Source organism: Paraburkholderia sp. HD33-4 (assembly GCF_021390635.1).
Taxonomy (GTDB): Bacteria; Pseudomonadota; Gammaproteobacteria; order Burkholderiales; family Burkholderiaceae; genus Paraburkholderia.
Genome location: NZ_JAJEJS010000001.1, coordinates 4,374,966 through 4,388,971, shown reverse-complemented (window position 1 = coordinate 4,388,971; position 14,006 = coordinate 4,374,966). Strand labels below are relative to the sequence as shown.

Sequence of the window (14,006 nt, the reverse complement as noted above, 5' to 3'; positions counted from 1 at the left end):
TTATGCTCCGCCCGTCACGCGAATCACTTCTTCGAGCGACGTCAGTCCGGATGCGAGCCAGCGCTCCGAGTCGTCGCGCAGCGTGCGCATACCCTGGGCGCGGCCCGCTTCGAGAATTTCTGCGTCGGCCGCGTTGCGGTGGATCAGCGAGCGGATCGATTCGTCGATCAGCAGCAGTTCGTACACGCCTCGGCGTCCCGCGTAACCGGATTGGCCGCAACGGTCGCAGCCGACCGGATGCCAGCGCTTGCTGCCGTCCTCTTCGGTGCGCTCTTCGCGGCACACCGGGCACAGGCGCCGCACAAGCCGCTGAGCGAGCACGCCGAGCAGTGACGACGCGAGCAGATACGGCTCGACGCCCATGTCGGTCAGTCGCGTGACGGCCGATGCCGCGTCGTTCGTGTGCAGCGTCGCGAGCACCAGGTGACCGGTCAGCGACGCCTGCACAGCGATCTGCGCGGTTTCGAGGTCGCGGATTTCACCGATCATGATGACGTCCGGGTCCTGACGCAGGATCGAGCGCAACGCGCGCGCGAAGCTCATGCCGATCCGCTCGTTGACCTGGGTCTGGCCGATGCCGGACAGGTCGTATTCGATCGGGTCTTCCACCGTCATGATGTTGGTGGTCGCCGTCTCCAGTCGCGACATCGACGCATACAGCGTGGTGGTCTTGCCTGAGCCGGTCGGGCCTGTCACCAGCACGATGCCGTGCGGCTTGCCGATCAGCTTGTCGAACTGGCCGAGCGTGTCGGACGCCATGCCGAGTGCTTCGAGATTGAGTCGCGCCGCGTCTTTTTCGAGCAGACGCAACACCGCGCGCTCGCCGTGGCCGGTCGGCAACGTCGAGACGCGCACGTCGACCGGACGACCGCCGACGCGCAGCGTAATGCGGCCGTCCTGCGGCAAACGTTTCTCCGCGATGTCGAGCTGCGCCATGATCTTGATCCGCGAGATCAGCGCGCCGTGCAGCGCCTTCTTGGGCCGCACTACGTCGCGCAGCGTGCCGTCGACGCGAAAGCGCACCACGGATGCATTCTCGAACGGCTCGATGTGGATATCCGAGGCCTGCTCGCGCGCAGCTTGCGTGAGCAGCGCGTTGATCATACGGATGATCGGCGCGTCGTCTTCCGATTCGAGCAGATCCTCGACCTCGGGGATGTCCTGCATCAGACGCGACAGATCGACTTCGCCTTCCACTTCGCCGACCACCTGCGCAGCGCTGCCGTCCTGGCGCGCATACGCGTGGTTGATCGCCTGCGCGAGATCGTCGGCTGGCACGCGCACGACCGACACCGCGCCGTAGTTGCGCGCGACTTCGGCAAGCGCAGCGTCGCTCGTGCGCTCGCTGATCCAGACTTCGAGGCTATCGGCATGCTGATGCGCGACCAGAATCTGGCCGCTGCGCGCAAAGCCGTATGGCACGAGCCGGGCGGCGAGCGGCGAGGGCGCCGCGCGCTCGCCGGCGGCAGCGTCACCGTTCGGCAGACGTTGCGATGGTGCGGTTTGCGCGGGCGTCTGCGTCACGGACGCGCTCCCGGCGACACCGTGTTCGGCACCTCGCCGCTGGCCGGATTGACGAGCGCCGGTTGCTGCACGGTTTGCGGCATCGTCTGCGGTACCGGTTGGGTCGTGGGCTGCGCGGCGGTTTGCGGCACGGCTTGCGGCGGCGGTACCTGTTGAGGCACCTGTTGCGGTGCCTGCTGCGGCATCATCTGCTGACGGCGCATCTGGTTCAGGTCGAACAGGTTCATCGCCGGCACGCCACCCTGGCTCGGGCCGAGCGGCATCGGCGGCACGACCGGATCGTCGTGATCCTTCATGATGTTGTTGTCCTGACGGTACGCGCCCTGCACACCCTGGATGTAGTCGTAGCGATTCGCCGTGACGGCCTGGGTGGTGTCGCGATCGGCGAGGATGACCGGGCGCAGGAACACCATCAGGTTAGTCTTGTCGCGCGTCTTCTGCTCGGAGCGGAACAACTGGCCCAGCCACGGAATGTCGCCGAGCAGCGGCACCTTGCTGTTGCTGACCTGGTAGTTGTCCTGCATCAGGCCGCCCAGCACGATGATCTCGCCGTTATCGCACAGCACGGTCGACTGGATCGAACGCTTCGTGAATTCCGGACCTTGCGGGTTCGTCGACGCGTTGTTCGTGCCGTTCACGATCGCCGAGTCTTCCGTGTAGAGCTGCAGCTTCAGGATGCCGCCGTCGGTGATCTGCGGCTTCACGTGCAGCGTCAGACCGATGTCGACGCGGTCGAACGTATTGAACGCCGCGCTCGTCGTGCCGCTCGTCAGGTTCGAGTACGAACCGGTCTGGATCGGCACGTTGGTACCGACGATGATCTTCGCTTCTTCGTTGTCGAGCGTGATCAGGTTCGGCGTGGACAGCACGTTCGCGTCGGCGGTCTGCGACAGCGCCTGCAGCAGCGCGCCGAGACCCTGCACGCCGAAAATGTTGTGAATCCAGCCGACGTTCAAGCCCTGTTGCAGGCCGCTCGCACCCAGTGCCGTCGCGAGACCGCCGGTCGAACCAGCCGCGGCCGCCGCGGCCGTCAGGTTGACGATGCTGTTGCCCGAGCCAGTCGCCAGGTTGGTACCGGCAAACAGGTTACCGTTCGCGACCTGCCACTGAATGCCGAGGTTGCCGCTCGTATTCGAATTCAGCTCGACGATCAGTGCTTCTATATAGACCTGCGCGCGACGCGCGTCGAGCTGGTCGATCACCGCGCGCAAGTTGCGGTACGTCGCTTCGGGGGCGGTGATGATCAGCGAGTTGGTCGCGGGATCGGCCGTGATCATGCCGCCGCCCTGGTCCTCGCTCTTGTCCTTGTCGCCGCCGAGAAAGCCGCCGTTGTTACTGTTCGAACCCGAGGCGCCGCCGCCCATCGGCGAATTCATCGAGCTGCTGCCGAGGCCGCCCGACGGCAACGGCGGCGTACCCGACGTGCCCGTCGAACTGCTGCTGTTCGACATACCGCCGCCGCCACCGCTGCTGTTCTGGTTGAACGAGTTCGCCTCATTCGAGCCGCCCGACGAGCCTTCGCCGCCGCCCTTGCCGAGCATGCTGCGCAGCGTGCGCGCGAGCTTCGTCGCGTCGGCATTGCGCAGCGGCACGACGTGAATATTGCCCGGCATCGTGGTCGGCACGTCGAGCTGTTTCGCGAGTTCCTTGGCCGCCGCAAGACGTGCGGTGTTCGATGCGCGCATCAGCAGCGAGTTGGTGCGCGGATCCGACGTGATCGACACCTTGAGCGTCGCGTCCGTGCTGCCGATCGCACCCGGGTCCAGCATCTTGTTCAGTTGCTGCGCGATGTCGATCGCGTTGGCGTTCCTCAGCGGCACGACCGCGACCGACTGGCCCGCCGCGCTATCGACGCCGGCGATGATCTGGGCGATGCGCCGCACGTTGTCGGCGTAGTCGGTGACGACGATCGTATTGTTGGCGGGGTAGGCCGCTACGGTATTGTTCGGCGAGATCAGCGGACGCAGGACCGGCAGCAGATTGTTGGCCGATTCGTTCCTCAGCGTGAAGACCTGCGTAACGACCTGGTCACCGCGCGCCGTCGGCGCATTACCGACGTAGGTCGGCACGCCTTGTAGCTTGGCGTCGGCCTCCGGCACCACTTTCAGCACACCATGATCCTGCACGAGCGCGAAGCCCTGCATGCGCAGCGCGGACTGCAAGGTTTTGAGCGCCTGGTCTTCGGGCACGGCGTTTTCGGACACGAGGTTCAGCTGTCCCTTCACCCGCGGATCAACGATGATCGTCTTGCCGGTAGCCGCGCCGATCGCCTTGGCGACCTGGTCGATGTCGGCGTTGACGAAGTTCAGGGTCACCTCTGCCTGGGCTGTCTGCGCGGTAATCAGTCCAGCTACCAGCAGCGCCGTTGCCACGCGACGCAAAGCCATACAATTTCTTCTCATGGGATGTGATATCGATGCCGGCAGCCTTAGCCACCGACGGTCATGCGATGCGGACCCGGCAGCAAACTACCGCCCGGTCGGTATGTGAACCAGCCCTAAAAGCGACCCTCGCTTCGAGCTCCTGCTTGCCGACACGCGAAAAAAACGAACAGTAACAGTTTTTCATGTCGGATTTGAAACAAAACAAGCGACCCCATGCGATTCCGGTAAAAGATTCGCAGTGTTGTCATTGAATTGAAAGCTAACCGGCACCGTGCGCGCGCGACATTAACCGGCTTTGTGCGGTCTTATGTCGGTTAGCCAACTTGACGAAGGTCGGACTGCCGGTATCATACGAGCCGTTCGACTCGCTGTTATGTGTTTGCGGCCACGGGTTTTCCCCGATGCTCGACAAACGCCCGGCCAGCTTGCTGTTGCGGCCGAAACACGGCCTGCAAACTACCTTACCAATTCTTACCGCTGGTTTAATTAGCCGTCTTGACCGATGAAACGTCCGATTGTCACCGCCGTCGCCACGCTCGCGCTGTTCGCCGCAGCTGGCTCCGCGCGCGCCGACTGCTTCGACGAGGCGGCCAAGTACCAGAAGGTCAATCCGTTGATCTTACGAGCAATCGCCTGGCAGGAGTCGCACAACCGGCCGGATGCGCAGCACAAGAACGCGAACGGTTCGACCGACTATGGCGTGATGCAGATCAATTCGGTGCATCTGCCGGTGCTCGCGCAGTACGGGATCTCGCAAGGCACGCTGATGGAGCCGTGCAAGAACGTTTACATAGCGGCGTGGCATCTGCGCCGCCAGATGAACAAGTACGGCAACACCTGGCAGGCGGTCGGATCATACCACTCTGAGACGCCTGCCCTTCGCGACAAGTATGCGCAACAGATCGCTGCAATTCTGCGCAGTTGGAAATTAATGCCGGCACAATAGGCTTTTTTCTAGCACGGCTCCGCCGTTTTCGCGTCATATTTGCTCCGTTTTCCGCGTTATTTACGTCGGATTTCCTTTTCTACCGATTTCCGCGCCATTTCTTCGGCCTTATCCGCCAGGCGCGCGGACGGCGTGTTGCGAACGACGCCCTCCCACGGGCCGCGCAAGTTTTGATGCACAATGCGGCTTCATGCTGCTCCCACGCCGTCCATCCGCCGTCGCAGCGCCGTCGACGATATGGCTCCGCGCCGCGCACACCCTCTAATCTTCCGTTTTCCGTACCGCGATGAACCAGCCGCTTTTGCCCGTCACCGTGCTCTCCGGTTTCCTGGGCGCCGGCAAGACCACGCTCCTGAATCACATCCTCGCGAATCGCGCCGGATTGCGCGTCGCGGTGATCGTCGACGATCTCGCCGCCGTCAATATCGACCCGACACTCGTGCTCGATGCGGCCGATCTTTCGCGCGTCGACGAGCAGGTCTTTGAACTCACGAACGGCTGCGTTTGCTGCACGCTGCGCGACGATCTGCAAAACGAAATCCGTCGTCTTGCCGGCGAAAAGCGCTTCGACGCGCTCGTGATCGAATCGAGCGGCGTCGCCGAGCCGATGTCGATCGCCGAAACACTCGCGTTCGCCGACGGCGACGAAGACGCGTCGCTCGACGATGTCGCGCGACTCGACACAATGGTTACGGTCGTCGATGCGTTCAACTTCCTGCGCGATTACGCGTCCGCCGACGCGATCGTCGAACGCGGCGTCGCGGTCGACGAAGACGACGATCGCACGATCGTCGAATTGCTGATCGAGCAAATCGAGTTCTGTGACGTGCTCGTCGTGAACAAGATTGATCTCGTCAGCGCGGACGAACTCGCGCGTTTGCAGCGCATCCTCGCGCGCCTGAACCCGCGCGCGGAGCAACTCGTGAGCCGCTTCGCCGACGTGCCCCTCGATCAGATCGTGAACACCGGACGCTTCGATTTCGACGAAGCGTCGAATGCGCCGGGCTGGCTCGCGGCGCTCGAGCACAAGCATCAGAATGAGGACGACAGTGAGCTCGGTCACGCGCATCACAGCGAAGCCGACGAACTCGGCGTCGGCCATTTCGTCTATCGCGCACGCCGGCCGTTTCATCCGCAGCGGTTGTGGGAGCTGCTGCATCAGGAGTGGAAGGGCGTACTGCGTAGCAAGGGATTCTTCTGGCTCGCGACGCGCAACGATATCGGCGGTTCGCTATCGCAGGCCGGCGGCGCCTGCCGGCACGGTCCGGCGGGCATGTGGTGGGCCGCGCAGGATCGCAGCGAATGGCCGGAAGGCGACAACGAGCTGGCCGCCGAAATCGCCGCCGACTGGTACGGCGCGCCGGACGATATGAGCATCGGCGATCGTCGTCAGGAGTTCGTGCTGATCGGCGTCGATCTCGACCCCGCCATCTGGCGCGCGAAGTTCGACGCCTGCCTGCTCACCGACGCCGAATACGCGCTTGGGCCGCAAGCCTGGCAGCAGTTCCCCGATCCGTTCCCGGCGTGGGAGTTCGATGACCACGATCATGATCACGGCCATCATCATCACGGGCACGGCGACGACTGCAAGCATTGCGGACATGACCACGGCGAGCAAGTGCATCGTCATGACTGAGCAAAGCACGCAGCGCGTTTGAACCACACAGCATGGACGAAAAAAAACCCGCCATCGGCGGGTTTTTCAAACGGGTGTCAACTGCCCGGCAGTAGTCTGCTTAGCGCTTGTTGACTGCGTCCTTGAACGCCTTGCCTGCCGTGAACTTGACGGTCTTGGCTGCCGGGATCTTGATGGTCTCGCCGGTCTTCGGATTACGACCCGTACGCGCTGCGCGCTTGCCCGAACCAAAGCTACCGAAGCCGATCAACTGGACCGCATCACCCTTCGACACCGACTTCTTGATCACTTCAAGCAACGTGTCCAGCGTTTCACCGGTTTGAGCCTTGCTGGCGCCCGTCTGTCCTGCGACAGCGTCGATCAGTTCCTGTTTGTTCATTAAGGTTCCTTTCTGAGTTTAGGTTGATACGAACAGCGCGACCGCGCCGATTATACGTGCGCGCACCGCGCCGTCGAGCAGCTGCGGCCCTGATCCTGAAGATCTCCCGCGCCGGACAGAACACTGTTCGGCGGCCGTGCTGCCGCTCCCTTCGCGGCGCTTGCTATGATAGCGCAGCGCAAACCCAATCAGGATAAGGGTTTCGAGGAATTGCACGGTTTTCAGGCCGTTCCTGCAAGGAAATCGAAAATTAGCCCCTCTGGCGCCCTAAACGAGGGCCGAAACCCAGTCCTGGTGGGGGTTAGCGTTGGTTTTTGCCAACGCAGCAAAGCGTCTAAAAGCGTCCTGATGGGTCTTTTACGGCGACCCGCGCGCAGCCCGCGCCGATTCATACCATCGAACCTGCTCTTTCGAGCGTCCTTTTGAGCGTGTTTTTCCCTCGCGCATGACCGATCCGCTGATCCCCGCCGTGCTGGCTTTCCGCGACAACGGCAGCCCCTTTTCACCGCATTACGACGACATCTATCACAGCGCCGTCGGCGCGCTGGAGCAGGCTCAGTACGTCTTTCTGCACGGCAATGAAATGCCCGATCGATGGCGGAGCCGTCGCACGTTCACCGTGCTCGAAACGGGCTTTGGCATCGGCATCAACTTTCTCGTGACGTGGGCCGCGTGGCGCGCCGATCCGGCACGCTGCGAGCGGCTGCATTTCGTGTCCATCGACAAGCATCCGTTTAGCGCCGCAGATCTGCGCCGCGTCCACGCAACGACGATCTCCGATCCGCTGATCGCCGGACTCGCGGACACGCTCGCGAACGCATGGCCGATGCTCGTGCCCGGCACGCATCGACTCGAATTCGAAGGGGGCCGCGTCGTGCTGACGCTGATCTTCGCCGATGCGCTCGACAGCCTGCCCTCGTTGCGGCTGCGCGCCGATGCGTTTTATCTGGATGGATTTGCGCCCGCGAAAAATCCCGAGCTGTGGAGCCCGGTGATCTTCAAGGCGCTCGCGCGCGTCGCCGGTGATGACGCGACCTTCTCCACCTATAGCAGCGCGGGCGACGTCAAACGCGCGTTGACCCAATGCGGCTTCGAGTATCGCAAGGTCGACGGCTTCGGCTGGAAACGCGCAATGCTGGTCGGCCGCTTCGCGCCGCGCTGGCGTGTGCGTCGCTATGAGCCGCCCGCGCCGTTCGGACACGACGAACGACACGCGGTCGTGATCGGCGCGGGACTGGCCGGCTGCGCTGTGATAGAGCGGCTTGCGGCGCGCGGCTGGCGCGTCACTTCGCTCGAGCGGCATGGGTCGGTTGCACAGGATGCGTCCGGCAACCCAGCCGGCGTATTCCACCCGATGATTTCGCGCGACGACAGCGTCGCGTCGCGCGTCACGCGGGCGGGCTTTCTGTATGCGCTCAATCGTTGGTCCGCGCTCGAACGGGCAGGGCATCGAATCGCGCGCGGCGATCGCGGCCTGCTGCAGATCGCTGCCGACGACGCCGAGGCGCGCGCACTCGGCGAGGCCATCGGCACGTTCCGCTATCCGTCCGATTACGTGACGCCGGTCTCCGCGGCCGACGCAGCGCAACTCGCAGGCATGCCGCTCGCGCGTGGCGGCTGGTTCTTTTCACGCGGCGGCTGGATCGATCCGGCCTCGCTGTGCGCGGCGCAACTCGCATCGGCAGACGGCTTGCTCGAACGACGCTTCGGCGTCGACGTCGCGCGACTCGAACGTTCCGGCGATCAGTGGACCGTCTTCGATATCGCAGGGAAGGCGGTCGCGCAAGCGCCCGTCGTGATCGTCGCGGGCGCGCATGAGGCTGCGCGCATCGCTGGCTTGCGTCATGCGCCGACCCGCAGCATTCGCGGACAGTTGAGCTTGCTGCCCGCCGGTACCGTCACGCCCCTCGCGCTGCCGGTGATCGGCGAGGGCTACGCCGTGCCGCTCGCGAACGGCGTCACGCTGACGGGCGCGACCTATGAACTCGACGACCCCGACACGTCGCTGCGCGCAGACGGTCATCGCGAGAATATCGAGCGCGTTGCACAGATGCTGCCGTCGTTCGCGAGGGCACTCGATGCCGCGCCGCTGACTTCCCTCGCCGGGCGCGTCGCGTTTCGCTGCGTGACCTCGGACCGCATGCCAATGATCGGCCAGCTCGCCGACGAAGCCGCGGCCACGCGCGATGCTGCCCGGCTGCGCGGCGCATGGCCGCTCGATCTGCCGCGTGTCGACGGTCTGTACGGCGCATTCGCCTATGGTTCTCGCGGGCTGGTGTGGGCCGCGCTCGGCGCCGAGTTGATCGCCTCACAGATCGAAGGCGAGCCGTGGCCGCTCGAACGCGATCTCGCCGAAGACATCGACCCCGCGCGTTTTCTGCTGCGTTCGTTGCGGCAGGGAACGATCGGTTAACGGGCTTAGATCATTGCGAGCCAACCTCTGCGCCCGGGCACGTGTTAGCCCCCTCCGCCCTGTAAACCAGGTTAACCGGCCTTCCTGCTTATCCACCGCACACTGTGGATAACCGCGCAGTTAACCAGCGCAAGTCGTGTGGAACCGTTGTGGACGTAAACGGGGTAACTGGAACATCGCAAAAAAGCGCGAAAAGTTGCTCGCGTATACCGGCGGGTGCCGCACATGCTGTACATCCGGTTATGCGAGCCGCAACTCGATGATTTATTTCGGTTAACGTAGGTTATCCACAGAAACGGAGTCAGCTTGTTAACTGTTACTACGTATACATACGGTAAACCAGTAAACAGCAAAGACGGGGGCTAACGCCCCGCCTGTCGGGTCAGCTGAATATCGTTCGAGTTCGCGCAAACAGATCATTCGATGCACCGCGTTAACTTGAAAGAGCGTTGAGAGAGCCCGCGAAACGGCAGACAAAACCGCACATCAAAATCACACACGCAGCGGTAACACTCTTGATCGCATTCGCCGTTCGCGACGTAGCCGAAACTGACGCGATGCTGCGAAAAAAGGTCGCTTTTTCCGTCCACTGTGAAAATAACGTTCTTTTTTACCGTTTTGCCAGTGAGTTAACGTCATTTCGGTCAACGCGGAACAAGCTATGGCACAATCCCCGTTCTTTCCCGCGTCGTGCCGCCGTGTCTGGTAGCACACGCAGCAATGGAACGGTGCCGGTCAATCAGAATCTGATTCAAGGTCGACGGCGTTCCTTCACCGTGCCTGTTGCTACAGCCGCATCCATGAATGTGCCGGACTCCGTGGTGTTCTTTGCGGCCGCGGCGCATTCCGATCATCCGATCATTGAAACCTCGCAACGCTGACATCGCGAAGCGCTTGCGATAACGAGCGCTCTCGGTTCGCTCGTGCCACGGCGTGCGTGTGCGCCCGGTTCGTGTCGTCTGCCGTTGCTGCCAAGGAGAACCCATCACGATGAATTCGGCGTTTTCGTTTCTGCCAGCGTGGCCGCTCTCACCCGACGCCATTTTCTGGGCGGGTCTTGCGTTGCTTGCCGCCGGTCTGTGCGGAGAGCTTTGCTTTCGGGCGTGGCGCTTACCGCGCATTTCCGGTTATGCGGTGATCGGCCTCGTGGCCGGCGCGGCCGGCTTTGGCGTGATCGACGCGGATTCCGCGAGCGCCGCGCGGCCACTGCTCGACGTTGCGCTCGGTCTGTTGCTGTTCGAGTTGGGCAGCCGGCTCGATCTGCGCTGGATCCGCCGCAATCCGTGGCTGATCCTGTCGAGCGTCGCCGAAGCCACGCTGACTTTCGTGCTGGTGCTGCCGGTGCTGCTGTTTCTGCACGTGCCGCTGATGGTCGCGACGGTACTCGCCGCGATCGCGATGGCGACATCGCCGGCGATGGTGATCCAGCTCAAAACCGAACTGCGCGCCGAAGGCCAGGTCACCCAGCGTCTGCTGACGTTGACCGCGCTGAACAGCATGTATGCGGTCGTGATCGAAAAACTCGTATCGAGCTGGCTGCATCAGGAGGTTTACGGCAACGTATTCGCGACGATCCTGCAGCCGTTGTACCTGCTGGTCGGCTCGCTCGTGCTCGCGTACCTGCTCGCGCGCACCTGCACGTTCTTCTATCGCCGCCTGAATATGCACGACGAGCATTCGTTCGTCGCACTGTTCGGTCTCGTGCTGCTTGCGATCGCGATCGCGCATCTGTTCAAGCTGTCGACCATCCTCGCGCTGCTCGCCGCGGGCATCATCGTGAAGAATCACGAAGCGCGTCCGCAGTTGTGGCCAGAGCATTTCGGCACCGCGGGCTGGCTGCTGACGGTGATCCTGTTCGTGCTGACGCTAACGTCGTTCGAATGGAAGCACATCGCGTTGGGCGGAGTCGCAGCGCTGGGTCTGATCGTTGCTCGCCTCGTTGCGAAGCTGGTCGGCGTGCTTGCGTTCGCGAAGCCGAGCGGCCTGAACATGAAGCAGGGCATCGCGCTCGGCCTGTCGTTGTCGCCGATGTCGGCGCTCGCGTATCTGCTCGTCGACGACACGTACAACCTGTATCCGAACTTCGATCCGCAGCTGCGCGCGATCGTCATGTGTTCGATTTTCGTGCTGCAGATTCTCGGCCCGTGGCTCGTTTATCGCAGCCTCGCGCTCGTCGCCGAGCGGCGCGAGGGGTAGGCGTGAAACGCGCATTGGCTGCCATGCGCGTTTCACGAACCCGTCTTTTCAATTCTTTCGCCTCAAACGACCTGACCCAGGGGACGCCATGTCACTCGAACCCTTCATCGATTCGAAACCGTTCACGTTCGGTATCGAGCTCGAAATGCAGATCGTCAATACGCACGACTATGATCTGACCAAAGCCGGCACGGATCTGCTGCGCCTCATCAAGGACGAAAAAATTCCCGGCAACATCACGCCGGAAATCACCGAAAGCATGATCGAGCTGTCGACCGGCATCTGCACATCGCACGAACAGGCGGTCGCCGATCTGCGCAAGATTCGCGATACCCTGGTTTCCGCGGCGGACCATCTGAACGTCGGTCTGTGCGGCGGCGGCACGCACGCTTTCCAGCAATGGAGCGAGCGGCAGATCGTCGATACGCCGCGCTTTCAGTATCTTTCCGAGTTGTACGGCTACCTCGCGAAGCAGTTCACGGTGTTCGGCCAGCACGTGCACATCGGTTGCCCGAATCCGAACAGCGCGCTGTATCTGCTGCATTCGATGTCGCGCTTCATCCCGCATTTCATTGCGCTGTCCGCGTCGTCGCCTTTCGTACAGGGTGTGGATACCGGATTTCATTCGGCACGACTGAATTCCGTGTTCGCGTTTCCGCTGTCGGGCCGCGCGCCGTTCGTGCTGACGTGGGACAGCTTCGAGGAGTATTTCTCGAAGATGGTCCACACGGGCGTGGTCAACAGCATGAAGGATTTCTACTGGGATATCCGTCCGAAGCCGGGGTTCGGCACGATCGAGGTCCGGGTGATGGATACGCCGTTTTCGGTGGATCGCGCCGCGGCGATCGCCTGCTACATCCAGACGCTCGCGCGTCATCTGTTGCTCGACAAGCCGATCATGCCGCAGGAAGACGACTATCTGGTCTACACGTTCAACCGTTTCGAAGCCTGCCGTTTCGGGCTCGCCGGCACCTGCATCAATCCGCAAACCGGTGAACGCAAGACGATTTCCGAAGATATTCTCGAAACGCTCGAACAGATCGGACCGCACGCGCAAGCGCTCGGTTCGGCCAATGCGCTGGCCGAGGTTGGCGCGATCGCGCGCGGCCAGGTCAATGACGCGACCTGGCTGCGCAGTGTGTTTGCTCAGGAAAAGTCCTTGCACGAAGCGGTGCGCCAGCAGTGTCTGCAGTGGCGTGCCTAGTCGCGAAGACCTGATGAAAACCGTTTGCGTGCGCCAGGTACGCGACGTTTCGACCAAACCCGCCGCGAGCGGGTTTTTTTTCGTAAGAAAATTTTTATGTTTTTTTGCGCGTCCAACCCTTCAGGTTTTTCGAAAGTTTACGTATACCAGCGTAGTGGTCGTAAGCAGGCATTGCCAAAGGCTGTGGACAACTGAATAATTTCCTGCAGAGTCAACGCGCTGGAGATATAACAACCGGGCGCGAAAAACAGCCCCCGGCCGCGCCCGGCAAGAACAACCGAGGAAACGTTCAACCCGCTGCAAGTGCTTGTTGCAAAACGGTACACAGGCTATTCAAACGTTTTCCCCTGCTTATCCACAGCTCGCGTTGGATAAGTTAGCTGTACGATTTGCCGCTGTCGCATAGAATGTCGTTTTTCGCCGCCTTCGGCTTCCAAGGCGGTGTATTTTTGAGATAGTACAAACGGCTTCATCCGCGGTTGGACGAAGCTACCCCACACACGCAACGGGCGTACCCCGGCAGGCAGCCGCCGGCATCGCACCAAGCGGTAAATAAACGAATCGAAGATTATGAGCGAAGGCGTATACGGAGAACAGGCAACCGGGCGAGTGACCCACAGCCTCTTGCGATTGAGCACGGCGATGCGAAGCCAGGCTTGGGAATGGGCGGAAGGCGCGGGCCTTACGCCGACCCAGGGCGAAATCCTCGTGCTGTTGATGCAACGTAAGGGGCCGATGCGTCTCGGCGAAATCGCGCGTGAAACGGCGCTGACCGCCGCGACCACCAGCGATGCGGTCAGCACGCTCGAGACCAAGGGCCTCGTCGAAAAGCGTCGCGCGCTCGACGACGGTCGCGCGCTCGCGGTACGCCTGACCACGCGAGGCCGCACCGCTGCCAAGCGCGCCGCGCAATGGCCGGATTTCCTGGCCAAGGCGGTCGGCACGCTGCGCGACGACGAACAGTCCGTGTTCTATCGCACGCTGCTCAAAACCATCTACCAGCTCGAAGCGCAAAACACGATTCCGTCGCATCGTATGTGCCTGAGCTGCACGCATTTCCAGGTGAGCAAGAATCCGAAGAAAGTGCCGCATCACTGCGCGCTGCTCGACCTGAACATGTCGGACACCGATCTGCGTCTCGACTGCTCCGTGCACGAAACCGCGGACGTCGCCACCCAGAAGAAGACCTGGAAGATCTTCGCCCAATAACGGGGCGTCTTCCGGGGCAATCCGCTAACATGGCCCGGCCGGCCTCGGCGGGCGGTATATGCCGCCTGCTTGCCGGCTGGTGCCGTGCAAGGATAGAGTTGTTGGCGGCAAGTCG

The 14,006-nt window shown here is 62.4% G+C and carries 10 protein-coding genes; 7 read left to right on the top strand and 3 right to left on the bottom strand.

Features of this window, described 5'->3' with window-relative positions:
- Both gspE and gspD read right to left on the bottom strand, forming a co-directional pair.
- Positions 1 to 1,485: a type II secretion system ATPase GspE gene (gene gspE, locus L0U84_RS19660; protein ID WP_233852073.1), complete on the bottom strand. Its 1,485-nt coding sequence runs from the start codon at positions 1,483 to 1,485 to the stop codon at positions 1 to 3.
- A gap of 35 nt (positions 1,486 to 1,520) precedes the next feature.
- Positions 1,521 to 3,911, bottom strand: coding sequence for a type II secretion system secretin GspD (gspD, locus tag L0U84_RS19655; RefSeq protein ID WP_233851837.1), 2,391 nt, complete (start codon positions 3,909 to 3,911; stop codon positions 1,521 to 1,523).
- Positions 3,912 to 4,410: 499 nt separating this feature from the next.
- On the opposite strand from gspD, the gene L0U84_RS19650 reads away from it, so the two are divergent.
- Together L0U84_RS19650 and L0U84_RS19645 are read left to right on the top strand one after the other, a co-directional pair.
- Positions 4,411 to 4,854, top strand: a complete 444-nt coding sequence (locus tag L0U84_RS19650) for a lytic transglycosylase domain-containing protein (RefSeq protein ID WP_233851836.1) — start codon at positions 4,411 to 4,413, stop codon at positions 4,852 to 4,854.
- A gap of 286 nt (positions 4,855 to 5,140) precedes the next feature.
- Complete coding sequence (locus tag L0U84_RS19645) at positions 5,141 to 6,490, top strand: GTP-binding protein (protein ID WP_233851835.1); 1,350 nt, start codon at positions 5,141 to 5,143, stop codon at positions 6,488 to 6,490.
- A 100-nt stretch (positions 6,491 to 6,590) separates the two neighbouring features.
- On the opposite strand, the gene L0U84_RS19640 is transcribed toward L0U84_RS19645, so the two are convergent.
- Entirely contained in the window at positions 6,591 to 6,869 is a 279-nt protein-coding gene (locus tag L0U84_RS19640) for an HU family DNA-binding protein (RefSeq protein WP_006050811.1), read from the bottom strand.
- A 445-nt stretch (positions 6,870 to 7,314) separates the two neighbouring features.
- Here L0U84_RS19640 and mnmC point away from each other — a divergent pair, with 445 nt between their 5' ends.
- From mnmC to L0U84_RS19615, 5 genes are all read left to right on the top strand, one after another.
- A complete protein-coding gene (gene mnmC / locus L0U84_RS19635) occupies positions 7,315 to 9,282 on the top strand; it encodes a bifunctional tRNA (5-methylaminomethyl-2-thiouridine)(34)-methyltransferase MnmD/FAD-dependent 5-carboxymethylaminomethyl-2-thiouridine(34) oxidoreductase MnmC (RefSeq protein ID WP_233851833.1) in 1,968 nt (655 codons plus the stop codon).
- A gap of 515 nt (positions 9,283 to 9,797) precedes the next feature.
- Complete coding sequence (locus tag L0U84_RS19630) at positions 9,798 to 10,163, top strand: hypothetical protein (protein ID WP_233851832.1); 366 nt, start codon at positions 9,798 to 9,800, stop codon at positions 10,161 to 10,163.
- Between the two features lie 109 nt (positions 10,164 to 10,272).
- Positions 10,273 to 11,478 carry a cation:proton antiporter gene (locus L0U84_RS19625; protein WP_233851831.1) on the top strand — a complete coding sequence of 402 codons (1,206 nt, stop codon included), beginning with the start codon at positions 10,273 to 10,275 and terminating at the stop codon, positions 11,476 to 11,478.
- Between the two features lie 88 nt (positions 11,479 to 11,566).
- Positions 11,567 to 12,682 carry a YbdK family carboxylate-amine ligase gene (locus tag L0U84_RS19620; RefSeq protein ID WP_233851830.1) on the top strand — a complete coding sequence of 372 codons (1,116 nt, stop codon included), beginning with the start codon at positions 11,567 to 11,569 and terminating at the stop codon, positions 12,680 to 12,682.
- 570 nt (positions 12,683 to 13,252) lie between these two features.
- Complete coding sequence (locus L0U84_RS19615; RefSeq protein ID WP_233851829.1) at positions 13,253 to 13,891, top strand: MarR family winged helix-turn-helix transcriptional regulator; 639 nt, start codon at positions 13,253 to 13,255, stop codon at positions 13,889 to 13,891.
- Positions 13,892 to 14,006: the final 115 nt, after the last annotated feature.